Raw genomic sequence first — 17,973 nt, 5'->3', positions numbered from 1 at the left:
CCCGGAAGAATGGGCGCGTGACCGAATCCCGCGTGATCGCGCCGCTCAGCCGCCCCCTCGATGCCGTCGTCCGCCCGCCGGGCTCCAAGAGCATCACCAACCGCGCTCTGCTCTGCGCCGCCCTCGCGCCGGGCGAGTCCCTCCTCACGGGCGCCCTGTTCGCCGACGACACCCGGGCGATGATGGAGGCGGTGGCCGCGCTGGGCGCGTCCGTCTCGATCGACCCCCTTTCCCGTACGGCGTCGGTCACCGGCGGCGGATCGCCCGCCGAGGGAGCGGCCGTCGACGCCCGTCAGTCGGGCACGACGTCGCGCTTCATCCTTCCGGCGGCGGCCCTGTTCGGCCGCCGGACGATCGTCGACGGCACGCCGCAGCTGCGGGCCCGCCCGTTCGGGCCGGTGCTCGACGCGCTGCGCCAGGTCGGCGCCAAGGTCGAGGAGCTGGGCGAGCCCGGCTTCCTGCCGGCCGCGGTGAGCGGCCCGATGCACGGCGGGCCGGTCCACGTGAGCGGTCACATCTCCAGCCAGTTCCTGTCCGGCCTGCTGATGGCCGGTCCGCTGATGCGTGACGGCCTGCGGGTGTCGCTCACCTCGGAGCTGGTCTCGGTGCCGTATGTGGAGATGACGAAGGCCGTGATGGCCGCCTTCGGGGCGACGGTGGAGGACCTGAGCGTCCACCCGGGGTCGTACACGCCTCGCACCTACGACATCGAGCCCGACGCCAGCGCCGCCTCGTATTTCCTCGGCGCGGCCGCGATCGCCGGCGGCCGGGTCACGGTGAGCGGGCTCGGCACGGCCAGCCTGCAGGGTGACGTGCGGTTCGCCGACGTCCTCGAGCGCATGGGTGCCACCGTCACCCGGACGCCGAACTCGTTGACCGTGAGTTCCTCCGGCGCGCTGCGGGGTGTCGACGTCGACATGGCCGACATCTCCGACACCGCCCAGACGCTGGCCGCCGTCGCGGTCTTCGCCGGCTCGCCCACCCGGGTGCGGGGCATCGGCTTCATCCGCGGCAAGGAGACCGACCGCATCGCGGCCGTGGTCACCGAGCTCCGCCGGGCCGGCATCGACGCCGTCGAGGACGAGGACGGCTTCACCATCCACCCGGGCCTGCCCCGCCCCACCGCGTTCGACACCTACGAGGATCACCGCATGGCGATGAGCCTGTCGCTGCTGGGTCTTCGCGCGCCCGGCATCGAGGTCCTCGACCCGGGTTGCGTGGCCAAGACGTACCCCGGCTTCTTCGCCGACCTCGAGTCCCTCAGAAGCTGACCCGTGCCGGAGACACTGCAAGCGAGCCGCACCGCGGTCCAGGTCTGCCAGGGGCGCGCGGCGGCCGACGGGCTGATCGCGCCGGGACGGTTCGCCGATCCCACGGCGATGGCGCTTTTGTTGCCCGGCGAGCGGGAGGTTGTTCGCCGGGTGCGGGAGCAGGAGGTGCCGAAGGGCTGGCGGGACCGGATCGACTACGAGACGATCCGTGCCACCACCGGCCTGATGGCGCCGCGCACGGTCTTCATCGACGATGCCGTCCGGGAGCGCCTCAACCCGCAGGTCGTGATCCTCGGGGCCGGTCTGGACGGGCGGGCCTGGCGGATGGCCGAGCTGGCCGGTGCGGCCGTCTTCGAGGTCGACCAACCGGCGTCGCAGGCTGACAAACGCCGGCGGGCGGCCGAACTGTCCGGGCCGCCGCCGACCTTCGTCCCCGTCGACTTCGGGCGTGACCGGCTGGGCGACGCGCTCGACGCGGCCGGGCACCGGACCGAGCCGGCCACGACATGGATCTGGGAGGGGGTCGTGCCGTACCTGACCGAGGCCGAGGTGGCCTCGACCGTCGCCGCGGTGGCTGCCCGGTCCGGCTCGGGCAGCCGCCTGGTCGTCAACTTCCAGGTGCCGGCGGCCAAGGCCAAGCTGGGCCGGCTGGTGGTTCGCCTGCTGATGGCGTCCACCGGGCGGCGCAGCATCTGGGCCAGGGAACCCTGGCGGTCGACCTGGACCCCGGACGCCATGACCGCGCTCCTGGGCGAGCACGGCTTCACCGTCACCCGCCACGAGCCGCTCACCGACACCGCCGCGGCCCTGGGCGTCCCGATCCACCACCGGGCCTCCCTCGGCCAGAGCCACGTCATGGTCGCCGACCGTGGCTAGCGGCGGCGGGCGGCGGGGTCCAGCAGGGGGTTGAGCCAGCTGTTGTCGGCCGGGTTGAGGGTCAGGCCGGGCGGGACGATCTCGTCGATGCGGTCCAGCACGTCGGTGGACAGCACTACGTCGGCCGCGGCCAGCTGGGACTCCAGGTGCTCGATCGTGCGCGGGCCGATGATCGGGGCGGTGATCGCGGGGTGGCGCAGCACGAAGGCGACGGCCAGCTCGATGAGCGTCAGGCCGGCCTGGTCGGCGAGGTCGGTGAGCTGCTCGACGGCGGCGAGCTTGCGCTGGTTCTCGGCCAGGGACATGTCGAAGCGGTTGGCCAGCCGGCGCCGGGCCTCCGACGACGGCAGGTCCTGCGCCTGGCGGCTGTACCGGCCGGACAGCCAACCCCCGGCCAGGGGGCTGTACGAGATGACGCCCATCCCGTAGCGCTGAGCCACCGGCAGGACCTCGTTCTCGGCATTGCGGACCAGGATCGAGTACGGGGGCTGCTCGGTCACGAAACGTTCGCGGCCCCGCCGCTCGGCCACCCACTGCGCCTCCACGATCGTCGACGCCGGGAAGGTCGTATGACCGATGTAGCGGACCTTCCCGGCCCGTACGAGATCGGTCAGCGCACCCAGCGTCTCGTCCAGATCGACCGCCGGGTCCCAGCGGTGCACCTGGTAGAGGTCGAGCCAGTCGGTGCCCAGCCGGCGCAGCGAGTCCTCGGCCGCGCGGATGATCCAACGGCGGGAGTTGCCCCGATGATTCGGGTCGTCGCTCATCGGCATGTTGGCCTTGGAGGCGAGGACGACGTCGTCGCGGCGGCCCTTGAGGGCCTTGCCGACGATCTCCTCGCATTCCCCCGCCGAGTACACGTCGGCCGTGTCGACGAAGTTGATCCCGGCGTCGAGCGCCCGATGAATGACCTTGATGCTCTCGTCGTGGTCCTTGTTGCCCCAGTCGCCGAACATCATGGTGCCGAGGCACAGCTTGCTGACCGAGACGCCGGTCCGTCCGAGCGGACGATGTTCCATCATGAGCCCAGCAAAGCGCATCCGGGCGCCGCGCGGGAGGGTCTGCCAGACCCTGGCTAGGGTCGGGCGCATGGAGTTCCCGGCCGAGCTGCGCGGCTTCCTCACCACCCGGCGCGCCCGCCTCACCCCCGACCAGGCCGGCGTGCCCCAGTTCCCCGGCGTGCGGCGGGTGCCCGGGCTGCGCCGCGAGGAGGTCGCCCACCTCGCGGGCGTCAGCGTCGACTACTACACCCGCCTGGAACGCGGACGGGTCGCCGGCGCCTCCCGCGAGGTCCTCGAGGCCGTCGCCCGCGCGCTACGGCTCGGCGAGGACGAGCACGACCATTTCCTCAGCCTGGTCGCCGCCATCCAGCAGACCAGGCCCGGGCGCCCGGCCGGAAAGCCCGGTGTCCGGCCGGAGCTTCGCCGCGTCCTGGACGCCCTGAGCACGCCGGCGTTCATCCAGAACGACCGCCTGGACTTCCTTTACGCCAATCGGCTCGGCCGGGCCGTTTTCTCCCTGTCGACCGACGAACCGGCTCCCGGCGAAACCTTCAACACCCTGCGGTTCCAGCTGCTCGACCCGCGGGCCCGCGACTTCTACCTCGACTGGGAGGGCGCCACCCACAACGGCGTCGCGGTGCTGCGCGCCTCGGCCGGGCGCGACCCCGGCGACCCGGACATCGCCCGGCTCGTCGACGAGTTGTCCGGCCGCAGCGAATATTTCCGCACCCTCTGGGCCTCCCACGACGTGCTGCGCTACCGGCGCGGCGCCAAACGCTACCGCCACCCCGTGGCCGGCGAGCTGACCTTCGACTACGAGTCGTTCCGGGTCAACGACGACCCGGCCCTGACCATGCTCGTCTACACCGCCGAGCCGGGCTCCGGCACCGCACACGCCCTGTCGGTCCTATGAGCCGTTCACGAGGTTGTTGAGATAGACCATGATCGTGATAGCGGCGAAGACGAAGCCGACGCCGCCGAGTCCGATCGCCCAGGTGGACGCGGCCTTGTGACGGGTACGCCGGGCACGGACGCCGAAATAGACCGCGGCCGGGCCGGCGATAGCGCCGGCCGGCGGAGCGCAGAACGCGATGACACCGCAGACCAGGCCCAGCGGGACGCTGATGCGGTCCATGTTCGCGCGGCTCTGCGCTATGCGGCGCTGCTCCTCCTCCAGGCGGCGGCGCTCGGCCGCGACGTGCTGGTCACGGGTCTGCTGGGCGGCGACCGGGGCGGTCAGCATGAGCGCGGCGTGCCACGGGGCCTCGTGCTCCGGCGCCGGGCGGTCGGCGACCAGGGTGCGGAACCAGGGCTGCGACAAGGCCTCGGGATTTCGCGCCGCCTCGGCGGCCGGTTCGGCGAACAGATGGTCCTGACCGGCGTACGAGGCGACCAGCAGTTGCATCCGCAGGGTCTGGAGGTCGCCCTGCGAGATGGTCACGCCGACCTGCTGGAGGCGGGCCTGCGCGGCCTCGACGTTGCGGTGCCAGCGGTCGTCGAGCAGCGCGTAACCGGCGCAGCCGGGGGTGTCGTCGCAGATCGTGAGGATGCCGTCCTCGTAGATCTGGCCGAGGATCTGCCGGGCGGCCGGCTGGTTGGCGATGGCGTCACGGGTGAGGGCCCGCAGGTTCTCGTCGTCGAGACGGCGGCCGTTGAACTCCGGCGGCGCCTGCGGGTCGAGGGCCATGATGACCTGCATCAGGCCGCGCTCCGGGCGCTCGTCGACGCCGTCGTTGAGCGCCTGCACCGCCTCGGCCCGCTCGTGCTTGGTCATCCAGTCCTTGAGGGCCAGATAGGTCGGCGCCTTGACCGCCCGGCCGGCCAGCAGCCGGCGGCCGCCACCCCAGTCGTGGCGCAGCGCGGCGGCCAGGGCCAGCGGATCGTTGTAGCCGACGCCCTCGAACACGAAGGTCGCGTTGCTTCGCGTGATCGGGCGGCCCGGGTCGCGCACCGGCTCGGGGTCGGCGACCGGCGGCTTGCCGCCGGCACGCCACGCCGCCGTCTGCTCCGGGCCCCACCGCTTCTCCGGCACCCGGGTCAGCAGGCCGCGCACGAGCAGGCGCCAATGATCGTCGGCGATGCCGGACACCGAGATCTCGCGGCTGATCAGGATGGAGGTGATGACCTGCTCGTTGAACCAGCTGCCGTCCGGGTTCTGGAACGGATTCCGGCCGGTCAGCAGCTCGAACATGATGATGCCGAGCGACCACCAGTCGCTCCACTTGGAGGTGTGGCCGGCGATCGCCTCGGGCGGCGCATAAGCCGAGGTGCGCGAGTTGGTGCCGTGGGCGTGGGTGGCCTCGATGAACTTGGTGAGGCCGAAATCGGCCAGCACCAGGTCGGCCGGGTTCATCGACCGGATCAGCACGTTGCCGGGCTTGATGTCGCGGTGCACCATGCCGAGCGAGTTGGCGTAGGTGATGGCCGGGGCGAGCTGGTCGAAGACGTCGAGGACCTTGTCCGCCGGCCACGGCGCCGGGTAGCGGCCCATCAGCTGCTCGAGCGAGCCGTACGGGGCGTACTCGAGGATCTCCCAGACGTAGCCGTCGCCGCGGCCGTAGTCGCGCAGCGCGATCAGGTGCCGGGGATCGGCCGTACGCAGCCGGTTCAGCTTCTCCTCGTCGAGGGGCAGATCCTGGCGGCGGTAGAGCCGGACGACGCATTCCTCGCCACTCGAAAGGTCGCGGACCAGCAGCAGATCGGCCTCGCCGCCGGCGCCGAGCTCACGGACGTATTCGTAGCGGCGGCGCAGCGTCGGCGGGAGGTTGACCCGGGCAAACGGCTCGGGGTCAGGGCCGCCGTCGCGAGTGGTGCCCGGCGCGCCATCGCGGGTCGTGCCCGGAGCACCCGAGCCGTCGCGTGTCGTGCCCGGCGCACCCGCGGCGTCACGCGTCGTGCCCGGAGCACCCGCGGCGTCACGCGTCGTGCCGGGAGCGGCGATCTGGTCGCGGACCGTACCGGGCACGCTGGCCATTCCCCGGACGGGACCCTCGTCGGTCATTGGTCTCTTCCTTCCTCGGCACATGGCACGGCGGCCAGCACGATGGAGACGTTGTCGCGGGCGCCCGCGTCGAGCGTGGCCCGCAGCAGGCGCTCGACCGCCGTCCGCGGATCGGCCGCCCCCGCCAGCTCGGCCTCGATCCGCTCCGGCGGCAGTTCGTCGGTGAGCCCGTCGCTGCACAGCAGGAACTGGTCGCCCGGGCGCACCCCGACCTCGATGGCGTGCGGCTCGACCCCGGTCATCCGGGCCCGGCCCCCCAGCGTCTGTGTCACCACCGTCGCCACCGTGGCCTCGCCCGGCGCCGGCGTCACCGAGTCGTCCTGGGACAGCTGCACCATGTGCGAGTCACGCAGCAGGAAGCACCGGCTGTCCCCCACGTTCACGCAGATCGCCCGGTCACCGGCGAGCACCAGCACCACCACCGTCGAGCCCATGCCGCTCCACGCCGGGTTGAGCGCCATCTCGGCGTACACCACCTCGTTGGCCGCCCGGACGGCCTTGACCACCGCCTCCCGGTCGTGGAAGAAGAAGTCGCCCATCGCGGTCGCGGCCAGCCGGCTCGCCCGGCCGCCCTCCGCCTGCCCGCCCAGCCCGTCCGCGACCAGGCACGTAACCGGCCGGATGGGGTCGACCGCGAACCGCACCGGCTGCCCCTCGACCGCCCCGGACTGAAAGCCCGCCACCGAGACGGTGTCCTCGTTGTGGTCACGCTTGCGGCCCCGATGGGTCACCGCCACCACGTCGATGTGCGTCACGACGCCTCTCCCGTCACGGTCGCCTCGAGCCGGGCCGCGAAACGGATCTTGTCGCCGGCCCGTACCGGCGTCTCCTGGTTCGGCGCCAGGCGCTGGTCGTTGACGAAGGTGCCGTTCATCGAGTCGAGGTCGACCACGGTCAGCGCGCGGCCGTCCGAGCGCACCTCGGCGTGCCGGCGGGAGATGTTCGAGTAGTCGCCCAGCTGCGAAGCGATCGGCGAGTTCTCCCGGCCCACCACCAGCGGCTGATCGGCGGGCACGGCGACCGTCCCCCAGGCGAACGAAAGAGTGGGAGCAGAGGCCCCCGAAAGCCCGCAGGGACGGCATCCGGCCGCCGGCGGCTGTCCCCCGGTCGGACAGTCGGGATCGCCGCAGGCATTCTCGGCAACCGAAGGCTTCGTCACCGGCGTGAGGAAGCACGACTGGCAGTACTGCGTGCCCGCCGGCATGTCGGCCTTGCAGCCGGGACACATCAACTCCGCCATGACGCCTCCTCGTAGGCCAGCCCGCGGCGGGCCAGGGCCGCCTCGAGCGCATTCAGATCACCGGGCGCCGGTACGCCGATGTGGTAGACCCGTTCGCCGTCGCTGCCCAGCTGGAGGCGGGTCGGCCCGGCCGGCCGGTCCACCTCGGCGTCGTAGCGTTCGTGCCCGAGCGGCGTCAGCGGCACCAGCTCCTGGTTGGCCGAGCCGCGCCAGCGGTTGCCGGGCGCCCTCGCCTCGACGAACGGGCCCGGGATGACCGCGTCGAGCCGGGCCAGGTGCTCGCCGAAGCGGGCCCGCAGCACCGCGAGCGAACGGCCGCTGTACGCGAGCAGGTCGACCGGCCGGGACAGCCCGGCCCGCCAGGCGTTCAGCCCGTCGAGCAGCTCGAGGAACGCGTCCGGCTGGTCGAACGGCTCGCCGCCGCTGATCGTCACCCCGTCCAGGTCGCCGGGCCGGCTCGCGCACCACCGCACGACCTCGGTCACGTCGACCTCGGTGTCCGGGTCGGCGTCCCAGGTGTCGCGGGAGACGCAGCCCGCGCAGCCGATGCCGCAGCCCTGCGTCCACACACCGGCCCGGCGCCCGTATCCGAGCACCAGCACGGGATGGTGGACCCGGTTGATCCTGATCCTCATGCCAGGCTCACCTGCCAGATGCCGTCGGCGTGCCGCAGCCCGGTGACGGTGATCTCGCCGCCGGCCGCGCCGTCGCGGCGGAACAGCTCGCGGGCGAGCGGGTTGACCAGGGCACTCTCCAGGTGCGAGCCGATGCCGCGACCACCCATGCCGAGGTTGCGTGTCGCGCCTTCGAGCAATTGCAGGCGTACGGCGTCAGCAAGCCTCAGATCGACACCGTGCTCCGCACGCAGCCGCTCCCGGACGTGCGCGACCAGCACGTCGAAGATCTCCTCGGCGGTCGTGGCGTCGATGAAGTTGAACACCACGATGTTGTCGCCGAGCCGGTTGAGCAGCTCGGGCCGGTTGAGCACGCTGACGAAGTGGTGCTCGACCGCGTGCCGCACCCGTTTCTCCAGCTCCTCGCGGGTGAACGGCGGCTGCAACGGGTCGGCCTCGGCCTGGATCGCGTACTCCTCGGCGGTCACGCCCAGGTTGGAGGTGAAGACCAGCACCGTCTCGGAGAAGTAGACGGTCGAGCCGCTGGCGTCGGTCAGCCGCCCGTCGTCGAGGATCTGCAGGAACTTGTCGAGGATCCGCGGGTTCGCCTTCTCGATCTCGTCGAAGAGCAACAGACTGAAGGGCCTCTGCCGTACGGCGTTGGTCAGCTCGCCGCCGGCGTCGTGCCCCACGTAGCCGGGCGGGGCGCCGATCAGCCGGTCGGCCGAGTGCTCGGCCGAGAACTCGCTCATGTCGAACCGGGTGTAGGCGCGGGCGTCGCCGAAGATCTGCTGGGTGAGCTCCTTGGCCAGCTCGGTCTTACCCACCCCGGTCGGCCCGGCGAAGAACAGCACGCCCCGCGGCCGGGAGGCGTTGCCGCCGGCCTGCGCGCCGGACAGACCGAGCACGGCCCGGACGAGAATGTCGACCGAGCGCTGGATGGCCTCGCGCTGCCCCTTGACCCGCGACGAGATCGTGCCCGCCGCGTCGCGCATCCGGTCGCGCAGGTGCGAGGCCCGCCACGGGTTGTCGTGCACGCCGACCCGGTAGCAGCGGACCGCCTCGTCGATCTCGCCGATCGGGGTGCGCATCCGCGCCGCCAGCCGGGCGATGGCCATCATGCCGCGCAGCGTCATGCCCTGGGTCTGCTCGGCCAGCCGGCGCTCCAGCTCGCGCCGGCCGTCCTCATCGGCCTCGCGATAGCCGGCCAGCGCGTTGGCCAGCCAGCGGGCCGCGGTCTCCCGTACGCCGAACTCGGGCAACGGCACGGCGATCTTCCGGACGTCGTCGTTGCCCGCGGTGAGCCAGACCGGCAGGTCGCGCTCGTTGTTGACGGCCCAGATCACCGGGTTGTAGAGCGGCCGCGGGTCCTCGGGCACCGGCTTGGGATAGGCGACCCGGGACAGCCGGTCGCAGCGGGCGAAGAACGCGTGCTCGGACGGGTCGAGGTGGGCCGGGTCGAGCATCAGCCGGGAGGCGAAGTCGATGAGGACGGCGCTGCGCTGTCCGTCGGCCGCCGCCACCCGCTCGATCACGTCGGAGAGGGGGCCGAGCGGCCCGTCCTTGTCCTTCCACGGCCCCCACGCCGGCTTGTTGTCGTGCTGGACCACCTCGGCGGCCGCCTTGGCGGTGACCGGGTCGGCCGGCAGCACGCCGAGACCGGCGACCGCGTCGGCCACGACCAGATGCCGGTAGCCCTCGTCGGCCAGCACCCGGTGCAGGCCGGTCTGCAGGTCGCACGGCTCCCAGCCGTGCGGGGCCGGCAGCAGGAAGACGTCGCGGACGTTGCCGTAGAGGACGACCTGCGAGTTGATCGACAGCGCGGTGCGGACCTCGCGCAGCCAGGCCGGATATCCGTCGCTCATCGCGGCAGCTCCCGCTCGTGCCGCCGCTGGTCACGCCGCCGGTGCTGGTCGCGCCGGCGGCGGTCGAACGGATAGCGGGCCGGATCGACGGATTGCACCTCGGGATCGCCCTCCTGGCTGCGGTGGGTGGTGGTGACCTGAAGGCCGCGCTCGGCGAGCGCGGGCAGCAGCTGGTCGACGGCCGAGCACCACTGGTGCTCGACGGCTTCGGCCTCGGCCGTCTCGCCGTCGGCCGGTGCGACCATGTTGAAGTGGAAGGCCCCGGCGTCCGTGCCCCGGCTGCGGACCCGCACGGCGAGGTCGTCCCAGCCGTCGCGCTGAAGATGGGCCAGGCCGGTGCGGCCGAGGGCGACCTCGAAGCCCTCCTCGACCGTGCAGCCGATCTCCTCGAGCGACTCGCGCAGCGCCTGCCGGGTGTAGTCGCGGACCATCGGGGCCAGGGTGGCCGCGATCGCGGCGTCGACCCGGCGGCCCAGCCCGGGCATGTCGGGCTCGGGGTCGGCGTCGGCGGCGCTGATCGCGGCGAGCGCGTCGTCGACGGCGGGGCCGGCGTATCCGGCAAGCCGCGCGGTCAGCTCCCGCAGCGTGGCCCGCCGGCGGCGGACCTTCTCGTTGGCCTGGTCGACGGAGTAGCGCAGGTCGTCGAGCAGGAGCAGCTGGGTGTCCTCCGAGGTGGCGGCCAGCGCGTCGGCGGCCCGTTTCTGCAGCAGCTCGGCCAGGTGCGGCGGGACACCGCCGTCCATCCGGCCGATGACGCGGCGCAGCGACTCGGCGACGCGGGTGCTGGGCGCGGGAGCGGCGGTGGCCGCCCGGGGACGTCCCGGCACGGGCGCGGGCTTGGGCAGCCGGTCGAGGGCCGCCGCCACCTCGTTCATGACCCAGCGGGTGCGGGCCGCGGCCATCTCGGCCCGGAACCGCTGGTCGGCGGCGGCGAGCACGGCGTCGACCTGGGCCGCCCACTGCTCGGCCCGCTCGACCCGGCCGCCGGGCGACGGCACCTCGCCGAGGGCCGGCGGCGGGGTGATCAGGGCGCCGAACTGCGCCTGTCCCCTCGCGATCTGGTCGTGCAGCAGCCGGTGCTCGGCGACCGCCCGGGCGATCCGGTCGGCGGCCTGCCAGCCGCGGGACTGGCGTTCGGCGAGACGGTCGCCGGCCGCGCCGGCCAGCACGCCGATGCCGCGCACGGCCAGATAGCCGGCGCCGGCGACGAGACCGGCGGCGACCAGGGCCGGCGCGGCGACCACGACTCCCATTTCTGCGCTCACGCCGTTATCTGACGGACAGCGTAGGCTCGGCGGCATGATCGCGCCCGCGGACGATCCCAGTCTGGGCACCTGGCGGCGCGATCCAGGCACGATCATCCGGCGGGCCCCGTCCATGCCACCGGAGGAGCCGGCACCGTTCGCCATCCTGGCCGAGTCCGAAGTGCTGGACGTTCCGACCGAGTGGTCGCCGCACGCGCATCCGATGCACGAGCTGGTGTGGGTACGGGGCGGGACGCTGACGTCCCGGGTCGGCAAGCGGGTCTTCACCGTGCCGCCCGGCCTCGCCCTGTGGCTTCCGGCCGGGGTGACGCACGGCGGCCGGCTGACCGCCGGCGCCGAGTTCCACGACGCCTTCTTCGCTCCGGGCCGCACGCCGGTCGAGTTCCCGGCGCCGACGCCGATCACCATGTCCCCGTTGCTGGAGTCGCTGCTGGTGCGGCTGGCCCGCGACGATCTCGGCGCCGCGGAGCGGGCGCGGACCGAGGCGGTCGTCTTCGACGTGCTCGAGCCCGCGGAGCGGCATTTCGCGCTGGAGCTGCCCGGCGACAGCCGGATCGACCCGATCGCCGAGGCGCTGCTCGACGACCCGGCCGACGACCGTGGCCTGCAGGAGTGGGCGGCCGAGCTGGGCGTCAGCGACCGGACGATCACGCGGGCCTTCCGCGAGGCGACCGGGTTGTCGTTCGCGCAGTGGCGGCAGGCGCTGCGCGTCCACGAGGCGCTGGCGCTGTTGTCCGGGGGCGCCGAGGTTCGTGACGTGTCCGAGCGGCTCGGCTATGCGCAGCCGAGCACGTTCATCGCCGCGTTCCGGCGGGTCATGCGAATGACGCCGGGTCAGGTGTCCCAAATCCCGTATCAGCTGTCCTGAGTACGGGATTGCTGACATCAAGATCATCACCTAGCCTCCGTAAGGCAAGGCAACCCTTACTTGCTTCACCGAGGAAAGACCGTCGCATGAATCTGCCCTACCGCCTCGCGGCCGCCGCGGCGCTGCTCGGCCTGGTCGCCGCCTGCGGCACCACGAAGGTGGACGAGCCGTCCGCCGCCGGCTCGGCCGCCCCCACGTCGCAGACCTGCGCCGACGACACCACCACGACCTCCACCGAGCCGGTGTCGATGACCGACGGCGTCGGCCGCAAGGTGGAGCTGGCCAAGCCCGCCCAGCGGGTCGCGGTGCTGGAGTGGCAGCAGACCGAGGACCTGCTCACGCTGTGCCTGACCCCGGTCGCGGTCGCCGACCCCAAGGGCTACGGGACGTACGTCAAGGCGGAGAAGCTTCCCGCGACCGTCGCCGACGCCGGCGAGCGCGGCGAGCCCGACCTCGACGCCCTGTACGCCACGAAGCCCGACCTGATCGTCGTCGAGGCGTTCAAGGCCAACGACGAGATCATCACCAAGCTCGAGAAGCGTGGCGTCCCCGTGCTGGCCACGGTCGGGGCCGACGCCTCCGGGCAGATCGCCAACATGAAGAAGGTCTTCTCGATGATCGGTACGGCCACCGGCCGCACCGAGCGCGCCGACCTGGTGCTGAAGCAGTTCGACGAGCATCTGGCCGCCGCCAAGCAGAAGGTCGCCGGCACCGACGTACAGGCGAAGGACTTTCTGTTCTTCGACGGCTGGATGGAGGGCGGCAACCTCGTCATCCGCCCCTACGGCAAGGGCGCCCTGTTCACCGAGCTCGGCGAGCAGCTCGGCCTGACGCCGGCCTGGACCGACAAGATCAATTCGGCGTACGGAAGTGGGGGCGTCGACCCGGCGTACGGGCTCGCGCAGACCGACATCGAGGGGCTCACCGCCGTCGGCGGCGCCACCCTGTTCTACTCCGACGACGACACCCCGGACAGCTACGTCAAGGAGCTGCGCAAGAGCCCGATCTGGACGGCTCTGCCCGCCGTGAAAGAGGGACGCGCGCACGCCTTCCCGGCGGGCGTGTGGGGCGCCGGCGGCCCGCTCTCGAACGAGCAGGCGATCGACGCGTACGTCAAGATCCTGACCAAGGAGTGAAGGGCCGCGTCGCGAGCGGGCCGGTGATCCTCGCCGTCCTGCTCGGCGCGGTCGTGGTCACCGGCCTGTGGCACATCACCCAGGGCACCTCCGGCGTCGGCTTCGCCGGCCTGCTGCGCTATCTGTCCGGGGCGCGCGAGGACGTCGGCGGCGTGCCGATCACCGACGTGCTGACCGGCTCGCGCCTGCCGCGCGTGCTGGCCGGGGTCGCGGTCGGGGTGGCGCTCGGCTCGGCCGGGGCGCTGCTGCAGTCGGTCACCCGCAACACGCTGGCCGCGCCGGACACCCTGGCCGTCACCGCCGGCTCCTACTTCGCGCTGTGCGCGGTCGCCGCGTTCGGCCTCGCCGTGCCGCTGTGGGCCTCGGGCGCCGTGGCCTTCGGTGGTGGCCTGCTCGCCGCCGGTGTCGTGCTCGGCCTCGCCGGCAGCGCGTCCGGCATCGCCTCGACCCGGCTGATCCTGGCCGGCTCGGCCGTCGCGATGGCCCTCGACGCGGCCACGGCCATGCTGCTGATCCTGTTCAAGGAGAGCACGACCGGGTTGTACGCCTGGGGCAGCGGCTCCCTGGCCCAGTTGAACCTGGACGCCGCGGAACGCGCCGCCCCGGTCATCGTGACCGTGCTCGCCGTCGCCCTGCTGCTGGCCCGGCGTCTCGACGTGCTCGGCCTGGGCGACGACGCGGCGACTTCCTTGGGTGTACGGGTCCGCGCGACCCGCATCCTGGCCGTGCTCTGCGCGGTGCTGCTGACCAGCATCTCGGTGACGCTGGCGGGCCCGCTCGCCTTCGTCGGCCTGGCCGCGCCGGTCGCCGTACGGCTGGCCGCCAAACGTTTCGGCGCCCTCGGCAAGCACGCCTTCCTGATCCCGGCCTGCGGCCTGGCCGGGGCGCTGCTCGTCCTGCTGGCCGACTCGGTGCTCCGGGCCGTCATGGGCCCGCAGGCGGCCGCCTCGATCCCGACCGGCATCCCGACGTCGCTGCTCGGCGCCGTGGTCATCGTGATCCTCGCGCTCCGGCTGCGCGACGTGAGCGCGGCCCGGGAGGCGCCCGGCGCGCACGTGGCGATCCGCACCCGCCGCCGTTTCGTCACGGTCCTGGTCGCGGCGGCCGTGCTGCTCGTCGCGGCGGCGCTGACCGGCTTGCTCGCGGGCAGCCTGTGGCTGCGTACCGGCGACATAATCCTTTGGCTCGAAGGAACCGCCCCGGATCTGATCGGCCTGGCCCTCGACGACCGGGCCCCGAGGGTCGCGGCGGCCGTCGTCGCCGGCGCGGCGCTGGCCCTGGCCGGAACCGTCGTGCAGGGCACCGTCCGCAACCCGCTGGCCGAGCCCGGCGTCCTCGGCATCACCGCCGGCGCCGGCCTGGGCGCCGTGATCGTGGTGACCTCGGGCCTGTCCGGCGGCCACCCCGCCCTGGTCGCCATGGCGGTGACGCTGGGCCTGGCCGCGTTCGCGCTGATCGCCGTGCTGGCCTGGCGGGGCGGCCTGCGCCCCGACCGTTTCCTGCTCATCGGCATCGGCTGCGGTTACGCGCTCAGCGACATCAGCACGTTCCTGCTGCTGCGCGCCGACCCGTGGGACACGCCGCGCCTTCTCACCTGGCTCTCGGGCACGACCTACGGCCGAACCTTCGCCGACGTGCTACCGGTCGCCGTGGTCCTGCTCCTGGCCACCCCCGCCGTCCTGACCATGCGCCGCGAACTGGACCTGCTGACCCTCGACGAGGACACCCCGCGCATCGTCGGCGTCCGCCGCGACCGCGTACGCCTGACCCTGCTCACCATCGCCGCCGTCGCCGCCGCGGTGTCCGTCACAGCGATCGGCGTGGTCGGCTTCGTCGGCCTGGTCGCTCCGCACATGGCCCGCGGCTTGGTCGGCGTCCGCCACGCCCGGGCCCTCCCGGTCGCCATGCTGCTGGGCGCCCTGCTCGTCAGCACGGCCGACACCCTGGGCCGCACCCTGATCGCCCCGTCACAGATCCCGGCCGGCTTGATGATGGCCCTGATCGGAGCCCCGTACTTCGTCTGGCTCCTGCGCCGCTCCCGAGCCTGAGACCCCGTGCTCCACCAGGAGCGCGGTCCGCACCTGACGGTCGAGGAGAAGGTCGACGATGTCGGGCACGTCAGCGAACACCGTTGCCGCCCCTGGTTGCCGCACCTGCCGGAGCATCGCCTGGCAGACGTCGGCGCACGGTTGCTCACGGATCATGTGCAGCAGTTCGGCGGGCTCATAGCCGTTCTCTCCCCGAACGGCGCCCGGCCACGCCCGCAGGCAGAGAATCACCAGGCGGTAGACGTTCTGCCGCGCCCGGGACAGCACGAAACGGTTCAGACCGCAGATCTCGATGGTCCGCCGGCCTTTCTCCGTCAGATGGCGATATTCGCCCACGGACAGCGACAGCACCAGATGATCGAAGGGATCCTCGGCCGAGGGATCGATCAGCAAGGGACGGCCGTGGTCATCCAGTGGGAAGCGGTCCCGCTTGTCGTGACTGTTGCAGTGCGAGCACGCGAGAAGGTGATTGAGCCAGTCGAAGGTGCGCAGCGGGGTCCGCGCGATCGGTTCGTGGTGATCAATGTCGGTGCCGAAGCTGTCGCCGCAATACATGCACCGCCCGGCACCCGGAGCCATCCGTTGCAAGACTTCGCGGATCGGATCAGTGACGTTCGTTCGAGTGCTCTTCAGCCGCCACAGATCCCGCGCCGCCGTCCCGCGTTGCGCCGGAACCGAGGCGCGGATCTGATCAGTCAGGGTGGCCATGCGTGTGGTGACGTCGGCTGTCAGCGGCAGGCGGCGGATGGGTATCACGGTCGCTGTTGTTCTCCACTCGCGGCCAGCCGTGCGGAGAGCTCGTCGACCCTGGTCGGTGGTGAACTGGTGAGCAGATCCCGAAGTTCTTCGTAGCGCCGCACTTCGCGTTCGTCAGCGTTCCCCGAGACGACATGGGTCTCGAGTTCGACGAGTTCCCGCCGAAGCGTGACGGCCCGCTCCGAGTAGGGGGTGTCAAGGCCGAACAGCTCGGACATGACGGCGTCGTCGCCGCTGCCGTAGACGATCCGTTCGTAGAGATCCTGCTCGACGACCTGCGGAGGCCTGTTCTCGTCGGGGCCGGGAAGGCGGATCAGCCCGTTCTCGTCGGCGGCCTGGCAGATGTAAGGACTGTGCGTCGTGACGATGAACTGCGTCTGCGGGAAATGCCGCTTCAGCCATCCCCCGATCCGCTTCTGCCACGACACATGCAGGTGCGCGTCGACTTCGTCGATGATGACCACGCCGGGGGCGAAGACCGTCATCACCCCGTCGAGCATGTCGATGTCGAGACGTCCGTAGGCCTCGTGAACCTGTTTCAGCAGATCCACTACCAGAGCGGCGACAGTTCGATAGCCGTCGCTCATCTCACGCAAGGGAAAGCGGTGACCGCCTCGCTCCACCCACAGCCCGTCCGAGTTGACCGCTTGAATCGCGTAACCGTCCGGGAGCAGGCCATCGCCCAAGACCGCCAACGCCGCTTCCTTGAGCTCCTCGGCTCCCGGCCGCTGTTCGAGCGACCGCAGATGCTGTTCGATGAGCCAGCTAACGCCTTCCGCGAGGGAGGCGTCCTCGTGGAACAAGCTCGCCATCCTTGCCGCCGGCCCCATGCCCAGCATCAGCCGCTGAACATCGCCCGAGCCACCCGCGAGACGGCGGAACGGGCCGTACGCGGCACAGAACCACCCGATCGGATTGTCGTCCCAAGGACCCCGACGAGGGGTCGCCTTGTCACCCGACCCGGGAATCTGCTCGCTGATCGCCGGCTGGCGGTCTCGTCCACCAGGAAGATTGTCCTGCGGAACATCCCAGCCCAGACCCGCCCAGAACGGTCCATGAGGTGCCGGTTCCCCGATTCCGAACCAGTCGACCTCCTCATCGTAAGCGAGTTGGACGGCAGCGACGGCCTGAGACTCGCCGACCGACACCCAGTTGGCGAAGTCGCTGACGAGGTTGCGGGCCACGCCCGGTCCGCCGATGGCGAGAGCCACCGCACGCAACAGCGACGTCTTACCGGACCCGTTGCGGCCCGCGAGCACTGTCCAGCCGGCCAGCGATCCGTCCGGCCGGGTGAGATCAAGCGTCACGTCGCGGGCGTCGTGGAATCCCCGCACGTTCTGCAGCCTGATCTCTTTGATGTACACCTGACATCCCCTCGTTCTGCCGCCGACCCGGATCGTGTTCCGAGCGGGGTCAGCGTATCCAGCGCTGCCGACGGCCGAAGTCAGGCGGCGCTTGTCAGGGCCGCGTCGATGGCGCGGTGCAAAGCGGCGCGGCTGATCGTGACGGTTCCCTCGGGGGCCGCGGAGTCCTGCTGCAAGCCGGCCAGGATGTAGTCCTGCATGAGGCGGGACGGGGTTATTCCGCGCCGGTCGGCTTCGGCCTCGAGGGCCTCGGACCACTCGGCGGGCAGGCGTACGGAATGCACGATCTTCGCTCGGGGCCTCTCGGTGACGACCTCGGCCCCGCTCCAGTCGCGGCTCTCGAGTGCGGCCCGGACCTCGCTGTTGTCAATCATGGCTATCCCTTCAGCATCCGCTCGATAGCGGCCACCTCGACGTCGTCGAGGTAGCGCGCTCCGGCGACGGTGTACTGGTCGGCGCGCTGTGGAGCGACTTCGATCAACGCCACGGCCAGCCAGCGCCCTTGCCGGTCACGGCCCGCGATGTTCAGCACCGCCCCGAGGTGCCTGCGCACCACGGGCCGGCTCTGCCGCAGCAGGAACACCGCGTCCTGCCACGCCACCCCGGCGGCACCCAGGGCGGTGTAGCTGTCGTCGTCGAACTGGTAATCCTCCTCCACCAGCCTAGTG

At 71.9% G+C, this 17,973-nt stretch carries 17 protein-coding genes; 6 read left to right on the top strand and 11 right to left on the bottom strand.

Annotation, left to right across the window (positions count from 1 at the left end):
* Positions 1-17 precede the first annotated feature (17 nt).
* Together aroA and CRP55_RS40010 are read left to right on the top strand one after the other, a co-directional pair.
* Entirely contained in the window at positions 18-1,271 is a 1,254-nt protein-coding gene (gene aroA, locus CRP55_RS40015; RefSeq protein ID WP_245923671.1) for a 3-phosphoshikimate 1-carboxyvinyltransferase, read from the top strand.
* A 3-nt stretch (positions 1,272-1,274) separates the two neighbouring features.
* Positions 1,275-2,147, top strand: a complete 873-nt coding sequence (locus CRP55_RS40010; RefSeq protein ID WP_097327209.1) for a class I SAM-dependent methyltransferase — start codon at positions 1,275-1,277, stop codon at positions 2,145-2,147.
* Here the strand turns inward: CRP55_RS40010 and CRP55_RS40005 are convergent.
* Positions 2,144-3,166: an aldo/keto reductase gene (locus tag CRP55_RS40005; RefSeq protein ID WP_097327270.1), complete on the bottom strand. Its 1,023-nt coding sequence runs from the start codon at positions 3,164-3,166 to the stop codon at positions 2,144-2,146. The genes CRP55_RS40010 and CRP55_RS40005 overlap by 4 nt on opposite strands.
* Before the next feature lie 70 nt (positions 3,167-3,236).
* Between CRP55_RS40005 and CRP55_RS40000 the strand changes: the two genes are divergently transcribed.
* Positions 3,237-4,061, top strand: a complete 825-nt coding sequence (locus CRP55_RS40000) for a helix-turn-helix transcriptional regulator (RefSeq protein ID WP_097327208.1) — start codon at positions 3,237-3,239, stop codon at positions 4,059-4,061.
* Here the strand turns inward: CRP55_RS40000 and CRP55_RS39995 are convergent.
* The 6 genes from CRP55_RS39995 to CRP55_RS39970 form a co-directional block, all read right to left on the bottom strand.
* Positions 4,056-6,149 (bottom strand): protein kinase domain-containing protein, encoded by a 2,094-nt coding sequence (locus tag CRP55_RS39995; RefSeq protein ID WP_179855538.1) that lies wholly within the window; start codon positions 6,147-6,149, stop codon positions 4,056-4,058. The two genes, CRP55_RS40000 and CRP55_RS39995, sit on opposite strands and share 6 nt — an antisense overlap.
* Complete coding sequence (locus CRP55_RS39990; RefSeq protein ID WP_097327206.1) at positions 6,146-6,904, bottom strand: PP2C family protein-serine/threonine phosphatase; 759 nt, start codon at positions 6,902-6,904, stop codon at positions 6,146-6,148. The genes CRP55_RS39995 and CRP55_RS39990 overlap by 4 nt, the downstream gene beginning before the upstream one ends.
* Positions 6,901-7,164 (bottom strand): FHA domain-containing protein, encoded by a 264-nt coding sequence (locus CRP55_RS53555; protein WP_179855537.1) that lies wholly within the window; start codon positions 7,162-7,164, stop codon positions 6,901-6,903. Before CRP55_RS53555 ends, CRP55_RS39990 begins: the two co-directional genes overlap by 4 nt.
* A gap of 212 nt (positions 7,165-7,376) precedes the next feature.
* A complete protein-coding gene (locus tag CRP55_RS39980; RefSeq protein ID WP_097327204.1) occupies positions 7,377-8,024 on the bottom strand; it encodes a 4Fe-4S cluster-binding domain-containing protein in 648 nt (215 codons plus the stop codon).
* Positions 8,021-9,868, bottom strand: coding sequence for an AAA family ATPase (locus CRP55_RS39975; protein WP_097327203.1), 1,848 nt, complete (start codon positions 9,866-9,868; stop codon positions 8,021-8,023). The genes CRP55_RS39980 and CRP55_RS39975 overlap by 4 nt, the downstream gene beginning before the upstream one ends.
* Positions 9,865-11,133, bottom strand: a complete 1,269-nt coding sequence (locus CRP55_RS39970; protein WP_143235261.1) for a hypothetical protein — start codon at positions 11,131-11,133, stop codon at positions 9,865-9,867. The genes CRP55_RS39975 and CRP55_RS39970 overlap by 4 nt, the downstream gene beginning before the upstream one ends.
* Before the next feature lie 34 nt (positions 11,134-11,167).
* Here CRP55_RS39970 and CRP55_RS39965 point away from each other — a divergent pair, with 34 nt between their 5' ends.
* From CRP55_RS39965 to CRP55_RS39955, 3 genes are all read left to right on the top strand, one after another.
* Positions 11,168-12,001: a helix-turn-helix domain-containing protein gene (locus CRP55_RS39965; RefSeq protein ID WP_097327201.1), complete on the top strand. Its 834-nt coding sequence runs from the start codon at positions 11,168-11,170 to the stop codon at positions 11,999-12,001.
* A gap of 86 nt (positions 12,002-12,087) precedes the next feature.
* Positions 12,088-13,137, top strand: coding sequence for an iron-siderophore ABC transporter substrate-binding protein (locus tag CRP55_RS39960; RefSeq protein WP_097327200.1), 1,050 nt, complete (start codon positions 12,088-12,090; stop codon positions 13,135-13,137).
* Positions 13,134-15,185: an iron ABC transporter permease gene (locus CRP55_RS39955; protein WP_097327199.1), complete on the top strand. Its 2,052-nt coding sequence runs from the start codon at positions 13,134-13,136 to the stop codon at positions 15,183-15,185. Before CRP55_RS39960 ends, CRP55_RS39955 begins: the two co-directional genes overlap by 4 nt.
* On the opposite strand, the gene CRP55_RS39950 is transcribed toward CRP55_RS39955, so the two are convergent.
* The 4 genes from CRP55_RS39950 to CRP55_RS39935 all read right to left on the bottom strand — a co-directional run bounded on the left by CRP55_RS39950 (position 15,105) and on the right by CRP55_RS39935 (position 17,963).
* Complete coding sequence (locus CRP55_RS39950; protein ID WP_097327198.1) at positions 15,105-15,941, bottom strand: HNH endonuclease family protein; 837 nt, start codon at positions 15,939-15,941, stop codon at positions 15,105-15,107. The genes CRP55_RS39955 and CRP55_RS39950 overlap by 81 nt on opposite strands.
* Positions 15,938-17,305, bottom strand: coding sequence for an AAA family ATPase (locus tag CRP55_RS39945; RefSeq protein ID WP_097327197.1), 1,368 nt, complete (start codon positions 17,303-17,305; stop codon positions 15,938-15,940). Before CRP55_RS39945 ends, CRP55_RS39950 begins: the two co-directional genes overlap by 4 nt.
* Positions 17,306-17,385: 80 nt before the next feature.
* Positions 17,386-17,679, bottom strand: coding sequence for a hypothetical protein (locus tag CRP55_RS39940; protein ID WP_097327196.1), 294 nt, complete (start codon positions 17,677-17,679; stop codon positions 17,386-17,388).
* A 2-nt stretch (positions 17,680-17,681) separates the two neighbouring features.
* Entirely contained in the window at positions 17,682-17,963 is a 282-nt protein-coding gene (locus CRP55_RS39935; protein ID WP_245923670.1) for a hypothetical protein, read from the bottom strand.
* Between the last annotated feature and the right edge of the window lie 10 nt (positions 17,964-17,973).

Origin of the sequence: Paractinoplanes atraurantiacus (assembly GCF_900215205.1) — a bacterium.
Classification (GTDB): Bacteria; Actinomycetota; Actinomycetes; order Mycobacteriales; family Micromonosporaceae; genus Actinoplanes; species Actinoplanes atraurantiacus.
Note: the sequence above shows the minus strand (reverse complement) of the source record. Positions and strands in the feature narration are given on the sequence as shown.

Excerpts from the sequence above, each read along its gene's own strand:
- CRP55_RS39980 (WP_097327204.1), bottom strand. The coding sequence starts at position 8,024 with ATGAGGATCAGGATCAACCGGGTCCACCATCCCGTGCTGGTGCTCGGA.
- CRP55_RS39965 (WP_097327201.1), top strand. The coding sequence starts at position 11,168 with ATGATCGCGCCCGCGGACGATCCCAGTCTGGGCACCTGGCGGCGCGAT.
- CRP55_RS39995 (WP_179855538.1), bottom strand. The coding sequence starts at position 6,149 with ATGACCGACGAGGGTCCCGTCCGGGGAATGGCCAGCGTGCCCGGTACG.
- CRP55_RS39975 (WP_097327203.1), bottom strand. The coding sequence starts at position 9,868 with ATGAGCGACGGATATCCGGCCTGGCTGCGCGAGGTCCGCACCGCGCTG.
- CRP55_RS39940 (WP_097327196.1), bottom strand. The coding sequence starts at position 17,679 with ATGATTGACAACAGCGAGGTCCGGGCCGCACTCGAGAGCCGCGACTGG.
- CRP55_RS40000 (WP_097327208.1), top strand. The coding sequence starts at position 3,237 with ATGGAGTTCCCGGCCGAGCTGCGCGGCTTCCTCACCACCCGGCGCGCC.
- CRP55_RS40005 (WP_097327270.1), bottom strand. The coding sequence starts at position 3,166 with ATGGAACATCGTCCGCTCGGACGGACCGGCGTCTCGGTCAGCAAGCTG.
- CRP55_RS39960 (WP_097327200.1), top strand. The coding sequence starts at position 12,088 with ATGAATCTGCCCTACCGCCTCGCGGCCGCCGCGGCGCTGCTCGGCCTG.